Source organism: Streptomyces sp. NPDC002403 (genome assembly GCF_053593015.1).
Genome location: NZ_JBSFBQ010000014.1, coordinates 158578 through 174206, shown reverse-complemented (window position 1 = coordinate 174206; position 15629 = coordinate 158578). Strand labels below are relative to the sequence as shown.

13 protein-coding genes and 1 pseudogene are annotated in these 15629 nt (G+C 72.5%); 8 read left to right on the top strand and 6 right to left on the bottom strand.

Going from position 1 to position 15629, the window contains the following annotated elements; translation table 11 throughout:
* Positions 1-244, bottom strand: a pseudogene (locus ACWCPY_RS18355) (heme-binding protein); the annotation flags it as partial.
* A 223-nt stretch (positions 245-467) separates the two neighbouring features.
* Here ACWCPY_RS18355 and ACWCPY_RS18350 point away from each other — a divergent pair.
* The 3 genes from ACWCPY_RS18350 to ACWCPY_RS18340 are packed head-to-tail and all read left to right on the top strand — an operon-like array spanning position 468 to position 2914.
* On the top strand, positions 468-1733 hold the full coding sequence (locus ACWCPY_RS18350) for a sensor histidine kinase (protein ID WP_451266104.1): 1266 nt from the start codon (positions 468-470) through the stop codon (positions 1731-1733).
* Positions 1730-2359 carry a response regulator gene (locus tag ACWCPY_RS18345; RefSeq protein WP_093540292.1) on the top strand — a complete coding sequence of 210 codons (630 nt, stop codon included), beginning with the start codon at positions 1730-1732 and terminating at the stop codon, positions 2357-2359. The genes ACWCPY_RS18350 and ACWCPY_RS18345 overlap by 4 nt, the downstream gene beginning before the upstream one ends.
* 57 nt (positions 2360-2416) lie before the next feature.
* Complete coding sequence (locus ACWCPY_RS18340) at positions 2417-2914, top strand: hypothetical protein (RefSeq protein WP_072487947.1); 498 nt, start codon at positions 2417-2419, stop codon at positions 2912-2914.
* A 72-nt stretch (positions 2915-2986) separates the two neighbouring features.
* On the opposite strand, the gene ACWCPY_RS18335 is transcribed toward ACWCPY_RS18340, so the two are convergent.
* Positions 2987-3667 (bottom strand): pentapeptide repeat-containing protein, encoded by a 681-nt coding sequence (locus ACWCPY_RS18335; protein ID WP_451266101.1) that lies wholly within the window; start codon positions 3665-3667, stop codon positions 2987-2989.
* 72 nt (positions 3668-3739) lie between these two features.
* Positions 3740-4216: an N-acetyltransferase family protein gene (locus ACWCPY_RS18330; RefSeq protein WP_451266099.1), complete on the bottom strand. Its 477-nt coding sequence runs from the start codon at positions 4214-4216 to the stop codon at positions 3740-3742.
* A 96-nt stretch (positions 4217-4312) separates the two neighbouring features.
* Between ACWCPY_RS18330 and ACWCPY_RS18325 the strand changes: the two genes are divergently transcribed.
* Both ACWCPY_RS18325 and ACWCPY_RS18320 read left to right on the top strand, forming a co-directional pair.
* Complete coding sequence (locus ACWCPY_RS18325) at positions 4313-4987, top strand: rhomboid-like protein (RefSeq protein ID WP_451266097.1); 675 nt, start codon at positions 4313-4315, stop codon at positions 4985-4987.
* A gap of 51 nt (positions 4988-5038) precedes the next feature.
* On the top strand, positions 5039-6439 hold the full coding sequence (locus tag ACWCPY_RS18320; RefSeq protein WP_451266095.1) for an NAD(P)/FAD-dependent oxidoreductase: 1401 nt from the start codon (positions 5039-5041) through the stop codon (positions 6437-6439).
* A gap of 79 nt (positions 6440-6518) precedes the next feature.
* Here the strand turns inward: ACWCPY_RS18320 and ACWCPY_RS18315 are convergent, their stop codons facing one another.
* Together ACWCPY_RS18315 and ACWCPY_RS18310 are read right to left on the bottom strand one after the other, a co-directional pair.
* Positions 6519-9119 (bottom strand): DUF7507 domain-containing protein, encoded by a 2601-nt coding sequence (locus ACWCPY_RS18315; protein ID WP_451266093.1) that lies wholly within the window; start codon positions 9117-9119, stop codon positions 6519-6521.
* A 227-nt stretch (positions 9120-9346) separates the two neighbouring features.
* Complete coding sequence (locus ACWCPY_RS18310) at positions 9347-10852, bottom strand: MFS transporter (protein ID WP_451266091.1); 1506 nt, start codon at positions 10850-10852, stop codon at positions 9347-9349.
* Between the two features lie 161 nt (positions 10853-11013).
* On the opposite strand from ACWCPY_RS18310, the gene ACWCPY_RS18305 reads away from it, so the two are divergent.
* The 3 genes from ACWCPY_RS18305 (at position 11014) to ACWCPY_RS18295 (ending at position 14666) form a co-directional block, all read left to right on the top strand.
* Positions 11014-11736 (top strand): TetR/AcrR family transcriptional regulator, encoded by a 723-nt coding sequence (locus ACWCPY_RS18305; RefSeq protein WP_451266089.1) that lies wholly within the window; start codon positions 11014-11016, stop codon positions 11734-11736.
* A gap of 102 nt (positions 11737-11838) precedes the next feature.
* Entirely contained in the window at positions 11839-13476 is a 1638-nt protein-coding gene (locus ACWCPY_RS18300; protein WP_451266087.1) for a 5-guanidino-2-oxopentanoate decarboxylase, read from the top strand.
* Positions 13473-14666 carry a Glu/Leu/Phe/Val dehydrogenase dimerization domain-containing protein gene (locus tag ACWCPY_RS18295; protein WP_451266085.1) on the top strand — a complete coding sequence of 398 codons (1194 nt, stop codon included), beginning with the start codon at positions 13473-13475 and terminating at the stop codon, positions 14664-14666. Before ACWCPY_RS18300 ends, ACWCPY_RS18295 begins: the two co-directional genes overlap by 4 nt.
* A 68-nt stretch (positions 14667-14734) precedes the next feature.
* Here ACWCPY_RS18295 and ACWCPY_RS18290 read toward each other — a convergent pair whose 3' ends face one another.
* The gene (locus ACWCPY_RS18290) at positions 14735-15562 is read right to left on the bottom strand and encodes an ABC transporter ATP-binding protein (RefSeq protein ID WP_451266083.1); all 828 of its coding nucleotides are present in this window, start codon (positions 15560-15562) and stop codon (positions 14735-14737) included.
* Positions 15563-15629 lie beyond the last annotated feature (67 nt).

Genomic DNA, 15629 nt, shown 5'->3' with positions numbered 1-15629 from the left:
AGACGCGCTGGTTCTCCTTCTTCGCGGCGTCCAGCGTCGCCTGGGCGGCCTTGGTCGCGGCGGCCAGCGTCAGGTGGGTGGTCTGCTGGAGGTTGGCGTCCGCGGCGTCGGCCTTGACGGCGGCTGCGGGCGCGGCGGCCGGGGTGGAGGCACTGGCGGACATCGCCCCGAAGGTCCCGGCGCCGAGGACGGCGACGACGGCGGCACCGGTCAGGACGCGGGTGCGCGGGGACAGCTTCTTCATGGTGGGCTCCTCAGCAGCGGTGGGTGAGCGTGTTCGGCTCTGCCATCCATGCTCCGGCCGGACCCGGCCCCGTACGGTCGACGGACCGGCTCGACGCCGGACGCGGGACGGTCGACGGCCCCATCAGCCGATCGGTTGATGCGCGGGTGGCGACCCGGGGCGAACATGGACGTATCCGTGCAGGTCAGCGGTGCCGCTGACGGCGAGGAGCGAGAGGTACGAGGTGAAGCACCGAACCCCATCCGCCGCACCGGACCGGACCGGCGACCCGGACGCCCGGTGGCTCACGCTCCTGATGCACGCCGCGTTCTTCCTGCTGCTCGGCGCCTCTCTCACCCGTTTCCTGCTGCGCCACCCCGGCGAGGCCCGCACCCCGTGGATCATCGCGCTCTCCGTCGCCCTCGCCGTGCTGTACGTGCTCGGGCCGGTGCTCGGCTCGCGTCCGACGCCGCGCTCGCTGGTGTGGCTGGGGGTGCTGGTCGCCGTGTGGATGGTGCTGGTCGTCCTCGCGCCGAGCTTCGCGTGGTGCGCGGTGCCGCTCTTCTTCACCGGGCTGCGCATCCTGCCGCCACGCGCCGCGCTGGCGCTCGTCGCCCTGCTCACGCTGTTCGTCGTCGCCGCGCAACTGCGGCTGGCCGAGGGCTTCGACCCGAATCTGGTGCTCGCCCCGCCCGCCGTGGCGGCGGTCGCGACGGCGGTATTCGTCCATATGCAACGTCAGGCCGAACGCCAGCGCGCACTGTCCGAGCGGCAGCGCGAACTCATCGACGACCTGCTGCGCACCCGCCGCGAACTGGCCGCCACCGAAAGGCGCGAGGGAACCCTCGCCGAACGCCAGCGGCTCTCCATGGAGATCCACGACACCCTGGCGCAGGGCCTGTCCAGCCAGCAGATGCTGCTCCAGGCAGCCGACCGCACCTGGGACACCGACCCGGTGACCGCCCGCCGCCATGTCCGTACCGCCACCGGCATCGCGGAACGCAACCTCGCCGAGGCCCGCCGCTTCGTCCACGACCTGGCGCCGGCCGATCTCGCCGAGGGCGGCGGCCTGGAGGCGGCCCTGCACGCACTGGCCACCCGCGAGACGGCGCAGGGGCAGGGCCGGCTCACCGTCCGCTGCCATGTGGAGGGCGAAGGGCACACCGCCCTGCCCGACCGCACGCAGTCCGCGCTCCTGCGCATCGCCCAGGGCGCGCTGGCCAATGTGAAGGAGCACGCGCACGCGACGGAGGCGGCGCTGACGCTGACCCACCTCGGCGACCGGGTCGTCCTGGACATCGCCGACAACGGGCAGGGCTTCACCCCCACCGAGGCCACCCGCGCCACCGGCAGCGTGCGCGGTCACGGGCTGCCCGCGATCCGGGCCCGGCTGCAGCAGCTCGGCGGCACGCTGACGATCGAGTCGGTGCCGGGCGAGGGTACGGTGCTGTCCGCCGCCGTCCCGCTCACCCCCGCCGCCCCGCCGACCACCCCGGAGGACCTCGTATGACCGCGACGCCGCCCGTACGGATCCTGCTCTGCGACGACCACGTCGTCGTGCGCGCCGGTCTGCTCGCCCTCCTCGGCAGCGAACCGGACATCGAGGTCGTCGGCGAGGCCGGCAGCGGCGAGGAGGCCGTCGCCCTGGCCGCCAAGCTCACCCCGGACGTCGTCCTGATGGACCTCCAGCTCGGCGAGGGCATCGACGGCGTCGAGGCCACCCGCCGCATCGCCGCCACCGGCGTCCATGTGCTGGTCCTCACCACGTACGACACGGACGCCGACATCACCCGGGCCATCGAGGCGGGTGCCACCGGCTATCTGCTGAAGGCCGAGCGCCCCGAGGAGCTCTTCGCCGCGATCCGCTCGGCCGCCCAGGGCCGCACGACGCTCTCCCCGCCGGTGGCCAGCCGCGTCATGGCCCGGATGCGCAAGCCGCTGCCCACCCTCACCGACCGCGAACTCGACATCCTGGCCCAGCTCTCCCAGGGCCTGGGCAACCGCGACATCGCCCGCGCCCTGTTCATCAGCGAGGCCACGGTCAAGACCCACCTCGGCCGGATCTACGACAAGCTCGGCGTCGACACCCGCGCGGGCGCCGTCGCCGTCGCCAAGGAGCAGCGGCTGCTGCCCTGAGACCTCTCGGAAGGTCTCCCGGCACCGGCGTGCCTTCGGGCATGACACCATCGAAGCGTGCTCGACATCGGCTATTCCCTCTCCCGGCGCTTCCCGGACCCCCCGCAGACCGACTACCGCCGCGCGGACGTCCGCGCCCTGCGGCACGATCTGTTCTCCGGGGACGTCTACCTCGCGGACACCAAGGAGGACCGCGAGGTGTCCACGGCCTGGGGATGGGTGCCGGTGCTCGACTTCGCGTGGGCGCTGTGCGACATCGTCGAGCAGATCGATCAGGACCCGCGCGGCAACCGCTCGCACCGGCGGCAGTTCGCCGAGCTGGACTTCACCGAATCGTCCGACCGGATGCTCTTCGAGCGCCGCTTCGGCTGGGTCGACGTCGAGGCGGACTGGATGCCCGGCGAGGAGCCCCCGCTCACCTTCAGCCACTCGCTGCTGCGCCGCGAGGCCCGCGACTTCCTGCACGACCTGATCGCCGACCTCGCCGACATGCACGAGGGCCTCGCCGACAACCCCGTGATCTGGGACCTCCAGGCCCGCTTCCCCCGGGTCTGACCCCCTTCTCCGCCTCGCGACCGCACGCGCCGGACGCCGCTCCCCGATCCGGCCCGATCCGGACGAAAGGCCTCAGGCCTCCACGCGCACCCCGATCTGCGCCGCGAACGCCGGCGCCAGCTCCATCAGCTGTGCCGGGCTGATCACCGCACCCGCCAGCCGCTCCACCCCGCGCGCGATGTCCAGCTCCGCGACCGTGCGCAGGTCCACCGCCTCCATCCGTACGGAGCTGAAGTCGGCCCGCTTCAGCACACAGTCGCGGAACTCCACCCGCACCAGCTGCGCGTCCGCGAAATCCGGCTCGGAGAGCACACAGCCCTCGAACACCACGTCCTTGAGCCGGGCCTTGCGCAGATTCAGGTAGTCGATCTTGCCGCCGCGCACCAGCACCCGCTCCAGCACCGCTCCGTGCAGCTGCACCCCGCCCAGCCGGGCGTCCACCACCTCCACGTCCCGCAGCGACGCCCCCGCGAGATCGGTGCCCACGCCCCGTACGCCCGTCAGCACCGAGTCGATGAAACGGGCCCTGACCAGCTCCGCGCGGTCCAGCGCACAGCCGTCCAGCGCGCAGTCCATGAACCGGGCACCCGGACCCGACTCGTCCGCGAGATCCGACCCCTCGAACCGCAGCCCGTCGTAGTCCCCGTCCGGCTCCAGGCCCCCGCCGTCGTACGGAACGAGCGGTGGGAGCCGCACCTCCGGACGCCGGGCCGCCGGGATGGTGTCCGTCTTCCTGCTGTTGCTGCGTGCCATGCCCTCCATCGTGACCCATGCCACTGACAACGCCCCCGCGCCGATGCGCGGGGGCCGGATCGGCGGGTCCGCCTACCGCTGCACGCCGAGCTCCGCCAGCGCCCCGTCCGTCAGCCGGTACACCGTCCACTCGTCCTGCGGGCGCGCGCCCAGCGACTCGTAGAACGCGATGGACGGGGCGTTCCAGTCCAGCACCGACCACTCCAGGCGCTCGTAGCCGCGCTCCACGCAGATCCGCGCCAGCTCCGTCAGCAGCGCCTTCCCGTGCCCGCCGCCACGCCGCTCCGGACGTACGTACAGGTCCTCCAGGTAGATGCCGTGCACCCCGCGCCAGGTCGAGAAGTTCAGGAACCACAGCGCGAAGCCGACCGGCTCGCCGTCGTCCGACTCGGCGATGTGCGCGTACGCGGCGGGCCGCTCACCGAACAGCGCCTCGTGCAGCTGCTCCTCGGTGGCCTTCGCCTCGTGCAGGGCCTTCTCGTATTCGGCCAGCTCACGGACCATGGCGTGGATGACGGGGACATCGGCGGGGACAGCGGTACGAATCATGGGGGCAGCGTAAGCAGAGCCCCCTGCCCCGCCCGCTCCGCCCCCTTCCGGAATGTCGGTCACGCCACCGGTCCCGGGGCCGTGCGTCAATCGGATATGACCCCGAGCAGCCCCGCACCGCCCACCCGGCAGCGCACCACCGCCGGCTCGTGGATCCGCAGCGTCGGCTCCTGGATCCGCAGCGCACCCGGCACCTACGTCTGGCTGGCCGCGCTCTTCGTCACGACGGTCATCGTCCACCAGATGTCACCGGACTTCGAAGAGGACTTCCTGCGCCAGCGCTCGACCAACATCCACGAACTCACCCAGGACCCCGTGCGCGTCCTGTTCGCCAGCGCCTTCTGGACCGACGGCGGCCACTGGCTTCCCTACGCCCTCCTGTACACCGTCTTCCACGCCCCCGCCGAGCGCTGGCTCGGCACCCTGCGCTGGCTCACCGTGGTCGTCCTGGCGCACGTCCTCGCCTCCCTGTCCAGCGAAGGCGTCCTGGCCTGGGCGATCCGGCACGGGCACGTACCGCCGTCGGCCGCCAACACCCTGGACATCGGTGTCAGTTACGCGCTGGCGGGGGTCGTCGCCGTGCTCACGTACCGCGTCCCGGCGCCCTGGCGGTACGTGTACCTCTTCGCCGTCCTCGTCTTCTACGGCATCCCGCTCATCACCGGCCGCACCTTCACCGACCTCGGCCACTTCATCGCCGTGCTCATCGGCCTGGGGTGCTATCCGATCACCCGGTCCCGGCAGGGGACGAAAACGCCTCCCGCGCAGTAACGTCCCGCCCGAGAGCCAACAGGGCTTCACACCGGACAAAGCAGGGGCAACATGAGCACCGTCAGCACCGTCAACGGCGGCATATCGTTCTGGTACGCGGACCAGGGCACTCCTCTGGCCCGGGAGCCCCTGCCCGGCGACGCCACCGCCGACATCTGCATCGTCGGCGGCGGGTACACCGGGCTGTGGACCGCCTACTACCTCAAGAAGGCCGTCCCCTTCCTCAACATCACCGTCCTCGAAGCCAAGTTCTGCGGCTACGGTGCCTCCGGGCGCAACGGCGGCTGGCTCTACAACGGCATCGCGGGCCGCGACCGCTACGCGAAGCTCCACGGCCACGAGGCCGCCGTCCGGCTCCAGCAGGCGATGAACGAGACGGTCGACGAGGTCGTACGGGTGGCCGCCGAGGAGAACATCGACGCCGACATCCATCAGGGCGGCGTCCTCGAAGTCGCCTACACCCCCGCACAGCTGGCCAGGCTCAAGGACTTCCACTCCGTCGAGATCGCCTTCGGCGAGACGGACCGCGTCCTGCGCGGCGCCCGCGAGACCTGCGAACGGGTCAACGTCACCGGAGCCGTCGGCTCCACCTGGACCCCGCACGGCGCCCGGCTCCACCCGGTCAAACTCGTCCAGGGGCTCGCCGCGACCGTCGAGGCGCTCGGCGTCACCATCCACGAGTCGACGCCCGTCACCGAGATCGAGCCCAAGCACGCGCACACCCCGTACGGCACCGTCCGCGCCCCGTACATCCTGCGCTGCACCGAGGGCTTCACGGCGAACCTCAAGGGCCAGCGGCGCACCTGGCTCCCCATGAACTCCTCGATGATCGCCACCGAGCCGCTCCCCCGGTCGGTCTGGGACACCATCGGCTGGGAGGGCCGCGAAACCCTCGGCGACATGGCCCACGCCTACATGTACGCCCAGCGCACCGCCGACGACCGCATCGCGCTCGGCGGCCGCGGCGTCCCGTACCGCTTCGGCTCGGGCACCGACAATGACGGCCGTACCCAGCCCGCCACCATCGAGGCCCTCCGCGACATCCTGGTCCGCTTCTTCCCCGCCACCGCCGGGGCCAGGATCGACCACGCCTGGTCCGGCGTGCTCGGCGTCCCCCGCGACTGGTGCGCCACGGTCACCCTGGACCGTTCCACCGGGCTCGGCTGGGCGGGCGGCTACGTCGGCTCCGGCGTCGCCACCACCAATCTCGCCGCCCGCACCCTGCGCGACCTGATCCAGCAGGACTCCGGCCAGTCGGGCCCCACCGAGCTGACCGCCCTCCCCTGGGTCGGCCACAAGGTCCGCCGCTGGGAGCCGGAGCCCTTCCGCTGGATCGGTGTCCACGGCATGTACGCCGCCTACCGCGCCGCCGACCGCCGCGAGCTCACCTCGCCGCGGGCCGGCACGGACCCGGTGGCGAAGGCCGCGGACCGGCTGGCCGGGCGGCACTGACCGGAGGAACGGACGGGCACCCGCCACCGGGTGGTGGCGGGTGCCCGTGGTTCGTTCGGTCAGCTCTGCGGGGGTCGTGTCACCGCATGTGGCAGATGCTCTTGCCGTGGCACGGCTTCGGCTTCGGCCTGCACTTCTTGTCGTGCTTGCCGTGGCACGGCTTCGGCCTGCACTTCTTGTCGTGCTTGTCGTCGCACGGCTTCGGCCTGCACTTCTTGTCGTGCTTGTCGTCGCACGGCTTCTTCGCGACGGAGATGCGGGCCTGGTCCTGGTTCGACCGGACGGTCCCGTTCTCGGCGGTGGCCACCGCGCGGTTGACGACCTCGCCGCGCCGGGCGTCGGCGGCCGTGACCCGGTAGGTGCCGGTGCAGGTGGTGCTGTCACCGGGCCGCCCGGCCGGGGCGAGCGTGGTCGCCTCGCAGGTCACACCGGTCACCCGGTCGTCGGTGACCGAGATCCCCGTCAGCTCCTGGGAGCCGGTGTTGGTGACGGTGTACGTGTACGTCACCTCGTCGCCCACCTTGTACGTGCGCGAGTCGTCCACCGTCTTCGTCAGCCGCAACCCGGGCTCGGCCCCGGCCTCGGCCCGCAGGGTGACGCTGTCGGGCTCCGATTCCACCTGGGTGGAGCCGGACCGCCCGTGCGCGGCGGCCACGTTGACGATCCTGCCCCGCGCGGCGTCCGCCGCGGTGACGGTGTACCTGCCGACGCAGGTGGTGGTGGCCCCCGGGGCGAGGGTGGTCGCCTCGCAGGTCACGTCCGGCACGAGATCGTCGGTGACCCCGACGCCGGTCAGCGTCGCGTTGCCGGTGTTGGTGACGGTGTACGTGTACGTCACCTCGTCACCGGCCCGGTACACACGGGTGTCGTCGGCCGACTTCACCAGACGCAGCCCCAGTTCGGAGGCGACCAGCACGGTCACCTCGTCGGGCTCCGACTCCACCGCTTCGCCGCCGGACCGCCCGTGCGCGGTGGCGGTGTTGGTGACCGACCCCGCGCCGGCGTCGGCGTCCGTGATCCGGTAGGTACCGGTGCAGGTGGTGCTGTCACCGGGCTGTCCGGCCGGGGCGAGGGTGGTCGCCCCGCAGGTCACACCGGTCACCCGGTTGTCGGTGACCGTGAGCCCCGTCAGCTCCTGGGGGCCGGTGTTGGTGACGGTGTACGTGTACGTCACCTCGTCACCGACCTCGTGGACGCGGGTGTCGTCGGCCGACTTCTCCAGCCGGACCCCGGGCCCGGACTGGACCTCCAGGGTGACGTCGTCGGGCGGCGACTCGATCGGGGTGCCGTTGTCACGCCCGTGCGCGGTGGCGGTGTTGGTGACCGAACCGGCCGCGCCGTCCGCCCGGGTGACGGTGTAACTGCCGGTGCAGGTCATCGTCTCGCCCACGGCGAGCGTGGTCTTCGGACAGATGATGCCGGTGACCCGGTCGTCGGTCACGTTCACATTCGTCAGCGGGACGTTGCCGCTGTTGGTCACCACGTACTCGTAGGGCACCTTGGTGCCCGGCGTCACCGGGGTCGGCAGCGGCGGGTTCTGGGAGACCTGCTTGACCAGGTTGAGCTGGGGCAGCGCGGCGGCCGGATGGACGCTGACGTTGCGGATCAGGTGGACGTCGGTGAACAGCCCGGTCGACGCGGCGAAGCCGAACTTGTAGGTGCTGGGCACCGGCTGGGGTGCCGGGGTCGACAGCACCTGCCGGGTGCCGTTGCCGTCGTGGAAGTCGATCGAGACCGTGACCACCGGGTTCGGCGACGGGGAGATCTCGACGGTCACCGTGCGGCGCGAGGGCTCCAGCAGCGCTTCGGCCTCCTGCGGGGTGGAGTCCGGCGGCACCGAGGTGGTCGGCCCCTGCAACTGCCCCGGCAGCGTGGAGGGCCAAGGCCCGGTCGTCGAGAAGTTGCTGGTCGTCGCGGTGAGGAAGCAGTAGCCCTCGGTGCCGTCGCCCGGCCCGCGCAGCGTCACCATGTTCGCGCCGGGCGCCGGGATCCGGAAGGACGTACCGGCCGGGGAGCGGGTGGCACAGCCGTTGCCCCGGTGCTCCCAGTCACCGAAGTAGTTGCCGAGGACGTCCAGACCGACCCCGAGGTAGCCGCGGTCGACACCCGGCAGGAATGTCTCGCCGGGGTCGTCGTCGGGGAGCTTCTGCGCGTAGCCCAGACTGCCGCCGAAGGCCCCGGGCGCGGTCAGCGACGCGGCACCGTCGATGAGGAAGAACGAGATGCCGTCGGCCGGAGGGTTGGTGGTGCCCCCGTACTGCCACTGGTCGAAGGTGGTGACCAGGCCCTGGTTCGCCGGGAGCGCGTGGTTGTAGAGCACCGCGGCGGACTGGTCGTTGGACGCGTCGGTCAGCCGGAGGTAGCCGTGCGGCGCGGCGTTGTCCGGCGGTACGGGACCGGTCGCGCCGGCCGGGCAGCCGGTGAGCGGGTGGGTGCCGGGGCCCGGTGCCGGGGCCTGGGGCGCACCGGTCAGGCAGGCGGGCCCGAACGCCTCGAACTCCGCGTTCGCGTCGGCCCCGGTGAACGTCTCGTCCACCAGCGGTACGCCCACGGGCTGCGCGGCGGCCGTCTGGCCCGGCAGGCCGAGACCGGCGGCCACCAGCCCCAGCACACCGAGCCCGCCCGCGGCCAGTCTCCCCAGCCGGTTCTGTCCACGACTCCGGCCACGACCCCTGGTCATAGCACCGAAATGTCTCAGCGTCATGCCGGGCAAGCTAGGGACTCGGCCCGGCGGCCGGGCACAACACGCCCCTCGACCGTCCCCCTCCCTCCTTCCGGCCTACGCATCCGGATGACGGCCGGCAAGGGCGGATGGGCCGAACGGCTCCGGTCGCCCGCGACGGGGCCCGGAGCCGGGAACGGAGGAAGGCCGGCGCCCCGTCAGGGACGTCGGCCTCCTCGCGGGGGTCAGGCGACGAGCTCGGCCTCCTCCGCCGCGGCGGGCTCGGGCTTCGTGTCGCGCATGACCAGGGCGGCCAGGACCGCGGCGGCGAGGACACCGATCGCGCTGATGGTGAAGGTGGTCGACATCGAGGAGGTGAAGGCCTCCCGGGCGGCCCGGACCAGGCCGGTGTCGCCGTGGGCCAGGGACAGCGCGTCGGTGATCGAGCGCTTCGCCTGCCCGGACGCGTCGGCGGGCATCTCGCGGGCGAAGCCGCTGGAGAGGAGCGAGCCGAGGATCGCGATGCCGAGCGCGGTGCCGGCCTGCTGGATGGTGTCGTTCAGGGCCGAGCCGACCCCCGCCTGCTCGGCGGGGATGGTGCCCATCAGCGCGCCGATCGCGGCCGGCATCGCGAGGCCCGCGCCGAGGCCGAGAAGGCCGAGCGCGACCGCCGGGACGGTGAAGCCGGTGTCGGGCGAGACGGAGGTCAGCAGTGCGAAGGCACCGGCCATGACGATCATCCCGGCCGACACCGGCACGCGGTTGCCGGTCCTCGCGGCGAGCGCGGTGCCGGCGAAGTTGCCGATCAGTGCCGCCACGGCCAGCGGCACGAAGGCCAGGCCCGCCTTGATCGGCGAGTAGCCGAGCACGAACTGGAGGTACTGGGTGAAGACCAGCAGCAGGCCGCCGTTGCCGATCTGCACGAGGGTCAGTGAGAGCGAACCGCCGCTGAAGTTGCGGTGCTTGAAGAGGACCAGCGGCACCATCGGCGCGGAGGTGACGTTCTCCCAGGCCACGAATCCGGCGAGGGAGACGACCGCGACGGCCAGGGTGATCACGGACCGGCCGCCGAAGGCGCCGTGCTGCGGGATCTCGATGATCCACCAGACCAGGGCGGTCATGCCGGCGGCGGAGAGCACCGCGCCGAGCGGGTCGGCCTTCTGCCACGGGCCCTTCGACTCCGGCATGAGGGTGAGGCCCGCGAGGACGGCCAGCGCGACGACCGGGACGTTGATGAGGAAGATCGAGTGCCAGGAGAAGTGGTCGATCAGCACACCGCCGAGCACCGGACTGCCGACCAGGCCGAGCATCGACACCGAACTCCACACCGCCATCGCCTTGTTGCGCTCCCGGTCGTCGAAGACGGTGATGAGGATCGACAGCGTCGACGGCATGATCAGGGCACCGCCGACGCCCATCGCGACCCGGGCGGCTATCACTTCACCGGGGTTGGCGCAGAAGGTCGCGGCCAGTGACGCCGCCCCGAAGAGCAGCAGCCCGATGATCATGACCTTCCGGCGGCCGAACCGGTCGCCGAGGCTGCCGGAGGTGAGCAGGAGCCCGGCGAAGACCAGGATGTAGGAGTCGAGGATCCACTGCGTGTCCTGGGCGCTCGCGCCGAGATCCTCGGTCATCGACGGCACCCCGACGGTCAGCGCCATGCTGTCGACCACCAGGACCAGCGAGCTGAGGCACAGCACGATCAGGATCCACCAGCGGCGTGGATCACGGGTCTCCAAGACGGTCTCCATGAGACTCCCCCTCCGGGTTGCGTACACCGTTCCTTCGATGCGCACACTGTACGCAGACGAGTACGGCGTACGCAACCACCCCTCATGTACGCTCGATGCGAACGGCGTACGCACCTGCTTCGCGCCACCGGATTCCGGCGCACCGACCAGAAGGAGACGTCATGGCGGCCAGGACCAACCCGATCCCGTCCGTGTGGACCCGGCAGCAGCGCGAAGCCGACCAGCCCGCGCTCAGCCGGGCCGCGATCGTCCGCGAGGCGGTCGCGATGCTGGACGCCGACGGCATCGACGCACTCAGCATGCGCAAGCTCGGCGCCCGGCTGAACGCCGGCGCGACCTCCCTCTACCGGCACGTCGCGACCAAGGACGAGCTGATGGAACTCGCGGTGGACGAGGTCTTCGCCGAGATCACGGTGCCGCCCGCCGACAACCCGGACTGGTGCGCCGCCGCCACCGAGGCCGCCCGGTCCTTCCGCTCGACGGCCCTGCGCCACCCCTGGCTGGCCTCGGTCCTCGGCCAGGCCGGCCTCGCCTATCTGGGCCCCAACCTGATGTCGTTCTCCGACCGGCTGGCCGCACTGTTCACCGCCGTCGGCTTCCCGGAGCCGAGCCGCGCGATCGACACCGTCCTGACCTACGTGATCGGCACGAGCACCACCGAGGCGGCCTGGCTCACCACCGTCGCCCGCTCCGGCGAGACCGAGGCCGAATTCATCGCCCGCCTCATGCCCGCCGCCCAGCAGGCCGCGGCCGAACACGTCCACCTCGCCGGCACCTTCGGCACCCCCTCGCAGACCGCCCCCGAGGAGATCCGCGACGCGAAGTTCGCGTACGGCCTGGAGGTCGTCCTCGACGGACTGGCGATGCGGCTCCCGCCCCGATAACTGAACATACGTTCAGTACCCGCATGCATTGACACAGGCGATCCACACTCCAAATACTGACTACTCATTCAGTAAGGAGCCTGTGCAGTGCCTGGACACCCCATGCCGGAACCGCCCGCGACCACCCATGCCCCGCCACCGCGCGACGGCCTCACCGGCGGGGAGGCCCTGGTACGGGCGCTCGCCGCGCACGGGGTGACCCAGGCCTTCGGCATCCCCGGCACCCACAACCTGGAGATCTACCGGCACCTGGCCGCCCACGGCATCGCCCACCTCAACCCCCGTCACGAACAGGGCGCGGGCTACGCCGCCGACGCCTACGCCCGGGTCAGCGGCCGGCCCGGCGTGGCGATCACCACCACCGGCCCGGCCCTGCTGAACATCGCGGCCGCCGTCGGCCAGGCGTACTCCGACAGCGTCCCGCTGCTCGTCGTCTCACCCGGCATGCCGCTGCGCCACCCGCGGCAGTCGACCGGGCTGCTCCACGAGATGCGCAGCCAGACCGAGGCGCTGCGGGGCGTCGCGGCCGTCAGCCACCGGGTGTCCTCGGCCGAGGAGATCGCCGTGGCGGTCGCCCGCGCCTTCACCCTCTTCCGTACGCGGCGCCCCCGCCCCGTCCACATCGAGATACCCCTGGACCTGCTCACCGCCGTGGAACCGGCCGGGCCGGTACGGACCGCCCCGCCCCTCTCCCCCGCGACGGCGGACCCGGACGCGCTCTCGGCGGCGGCCCGGGCGCTGCGCTCGGCCGCCCGGCCCGGGATCGTGCTCGGCGGCGGGGCGCGCACCGCCGCCGCCGAGTGCCTGCGGCTGGCCGAGGAGCTGGGCGCCCCCGTGGTGACCTCGGCCAACGGCAAGGGGATCGTCGCGGAGACCCACCCGCTGTCGCTCGGCGTCTCCCTGCACAGCCGGGCCGTCCGGCGCTGGCTGGCGGAGCGCGACGTGGTGCTCGCCGTCGGCACCGAACTCGCCGAGTCCGATCTGTGGGAGCCGCTGCCCGCGCTCGCCGGCACCCTCGTCCGGGCCGACATCGATCCGACGCAGATGTACGCGGGCCCGCCCGCGGACATCCCCCTGGTCGGCGACGCCCACCACACCCTGCGCTCCCTGCTGGCCGCTTTCCCCGCAACCGCCGGGGCGCACCCCGAAGTCCACCGGTCCGTCGCCGCCCTGCGCGAGGAGCGGAACGCCGAGACCCGCAGCCGGGACACCCACCTGCTGCCGTACCTGGCGGCCATCGGGTCGGTGCTCCCGGCGGACACGGTGCTCACCTCGGACAGCGCCCAGTGCTGCTACTACGGCGCGCTCCCGCACCTGCCCATCGCCCCCGAGGGCCGCTATCTGCACCCGACGGGCTTCGGCACGCTCGGCTACGCACTGCCCGCAGCCATCGGCGCCAGGACCGCGGACCCCGCCCGGCCGGTCGTCGCGCTCAGCGGCGACGGGGGCCTGCAGTTCTCCGTACAGGAACTGGCCACCGCCGTACAGCTGCGGCTCCCGCTGCCCGTCGTGGTCTTCGACAACGGCGGCTACGGCGAGATCCGCGACGAGATGGCATCGCGCGGCGACCGCCCCACCGCCGTCGACCTCCCGCCGGTCGACCTGCCCGCCCTGGCCCGCGCCTACGGCGGCCACGGCGTACGCGCCGAATCGCCCGAGGCGCTCGCCGGGGCCCTGCGCCGGGCCCTGCACACCCCTGGCCCCACCCTGATCGCCGTCCCCGAGGAGCTCCCCCGATGACCACCACCGTCCCCGCCTCTCCCCTGATCTCCCTCACCTGGACCGACCAGGAGACCGGGCACCAGGGGCACCTGGTCATCGACCGTCTGGTGCGCGGCGTCTCCAGCGGCGGTCTGCGGATGCGCGCCGGCTGCACGCTGGAGGAAGTCACCGGCCTGGCCCGCGGCATGACGATGAAGGAGGTGCTGCACTACAACCCCCGGGGCCGCTACATCCCGTTGGGCGGCGCCAAGGGCGGCATCGACTGCGACCCGCGCGATCCCGCCGCCTACGGCGTCCTGGTCCGCTACCTGCGCGCCGTACGCCCCTACATCGAACAGTTCTGGACCACCGGCGAGGACCTGGGGCTCACCCAGGACCTGGTCGACCGGGCCGCCGCCGAGGCGGGCCTGGTCTCCTCCGTCCAGGCGGTCTACCCCCTCCTCGACGACGAGGAGGCCGCCCGGCGGCGCCTCGCCGACGCGTTCGCCATCGACGTGGACGGCATCGGCCTGGACGAACTGGTGGGCGGCTGCGGGGTCGCCGAATCGGTGCTCACCGCCCTGGACCGGGCCGGCGTCCCCCACCGGGGCACCCGGGTCGCGGTGCAGGGCCTCGGCACCATGGGCGGCGCCACCGCCCGTTTCCTGTCCCGCGCCGGGCTCCGCGTCGTCGCGGTCGCCGACATCAAGGGCACCGTCGCCAACCCCGCCGGCCTGGACGTCGAGGCGCTGCTCGCCGCCCGCGACGGCCACGGCACCGTGGATCGCGCCGCGCTCCGCGCCGAGGACCGCGAACTGCCGGCCGATGCCTGGCTGACCGCCGACGCCGAGGTGCTGGTCCCGGCCGCCGTCTCGTACGCCGTGGACACCACCAACCAGGCGGACATCACCGCCCGTTGGATCGTCGAGGCCGCCAACATGCCGGTGGTGCCCGAGGCGGAGGCCCTGCTGGCCGCCCGCGGCATCACCGTGCTGCCGGACGTCGTCGTCAACTCCGGTACCAACGCCTGGTGGTGGTGGACCCTGTTCGGCGACATCGGCGCCGACGCCGACGAGGCCTTCACGTACACCCGCAGGTCGATGCGCGCCCTGGTCGACCGGATCCTGACCCGCGCCGAGGCCGAGCACAGCACCCCCCGGGCCGCCGCACACGCCCTGGCCGCGGACCGGCTGCCGGTCGTCACGGAACGCTTCGGATCATTCCGCTGACGACCGGACCGACCGGTCCTGCGTGGGCGGCAGGTGACGGCGGCAGGTGACGGACTTCGCCGGACCGGTCACGGTCCCGCGTCGGGCCCTGCCCAGTGGCCGATGCCGATGCTCGTGTCGAACTGCCGCATGCGGCTCATCACGAGGTCCGGTGTGGGGCGGGCCAGTTCGTCGACGATGCGGCCGTCGGAGAGGAAGACGATGCGGTCGGAGTGGCTGGCCGCGAGCGGGTCGTGGGTGACCATGACGACGGTCCGGCCCAGCTCGCGCACGCACCGGCGCAGGAACCCGAGGATGTCCGCGGCCGCTCGTGAGTCCAGGTTCCCGGTCGGCTCATCGGCGAAGACGATCTCCGGGCGGCCCACCAGGGCGCGCGCGCAGGCGACCCGCTGCTGCTGTCCTCCGGACAGCTGTGCCGGGCGATGACCGAGCCGGTGGGCGAGGCCCACCGTGTCGATGACCCAGCGCAGCCACTGCTGGTCCGGCCTGCGTCCGGCGACGGTCAGGGGCAGCACGATGTTCTCGAGCACGGTCAGTGCCGGGATCAGGTGGAACGCCTGGAAGACGAAGCCGATCCGCTCCCTGCGCAGCCGGGTCAGGGCGCGATCGCCCAGGCGCGACAGTTCCACGTCACCGAGCCAGGCCCCGCCCGATGTGCCGGAGTCGAGTCCGGCCAGGCAGTGCATGAGCGTCGACTTGCCCGAACCCGAAGGCCCCATGATCGCGGCGAACTCGCCGCGGCGGAACGCGACGGAAACGCTGTCGAGGGCGACGACCTGGGCGTCCGGCTGCCCGTACACCTTGGTCAGGTTCACGGCGGAGGCCGCCGCCGCGGGGTCCGGGGGCGGCGTGCGGTGGAGCGGGACGCCGACCGGCCAGGGGCGGGGTGAGGTCATGCCGTGCTCCTCGGGTTCATCGGTGATCGGGGTGGTGCGGGGGTGCCCGCCGTGGGGCCCGGGGGCT

Bases quoted from the DNA above. Each gene is read 5' to 3' on its own strand.
- ACWCPY_RS18345 (WP_093540292.1), top strand. From the start codon at position 1,730: ATGACCGCGACGCCGCCCGTACGGATCCTGCTCTGCGACGACCACGTC.
- ACWCPY_RS18335 (WP_451266101.1), bottom strand. From the start codon at position 3,667: ATGGCACGCAGCAACAGCAGGAAGACGGACACCATCCCGGCGGCCCGG.
- ACWCPY_RS18330 (WP_451266099.1), bottom strand. From the start codon at position 4,216: ATGATTCGTACCGCTGTCCCCGCCGATGTCCCCGTCATCCACGCCATG.
- ACWCPY_RS18325 (WP_451266097.1), top strand. From the start codon at position 4,313: ATGACCCCGAGCAGCCCCGCACCGCCCACCCGGCAGCGCACCACCGCC.
- ACWCPY_RS18320 (WP_451266095.1), top strand. From the start codon at position 5,039: ATGAGCACCGTCAGCACCGTCAACGGCGGCATATCGTTCTGGTACGCG.
- ACWCPY_RS18315 (WP_451266093.1), bottom strand. From the start codon at position 9,119: ATGACCAGGGGTCGTGGCCGGAGTCGTGGACAGAACCGGCTGGGGAGA.
- ACWCPY_RS18310 (WP_451266091.1), bottom strand. From the start codon at position 10,852: ATGGAGACCGTCTTGGAGACCCGTGATCCACGCCGCTGGTGGATCCTG.
- ACWCPY_RS18305 (WP_451266089.1), top strand. From the start codon at position 11,014: ATGGCGGCCAGGACCAACCCGATCCCGTCCGTGTGGACCCGGCAGCAG.
- ACWCPY_RS18300 (WP_451266087.1), top strand. From the start codon at position 11,839: ATGCCGGAACCGCCCGCGACCACCCATGCCCCGCCACCGCGCGACGGC.
- ACWCPY_RS18295 (WP_451266085.1), top strand. From the start codon at position 13,473: ATGACCACCACCGTCCCCGCCTCTCCCCTGATCTCCCTCACCTGGACC.
- ACWCPY_RS18290 (WP_451266083.1), bottom strand. From the start codon at position 15,562: ATGACCTCACCCCGCCCCTGGCCGGTCGGCGTCCCGCTCCACCGCACG.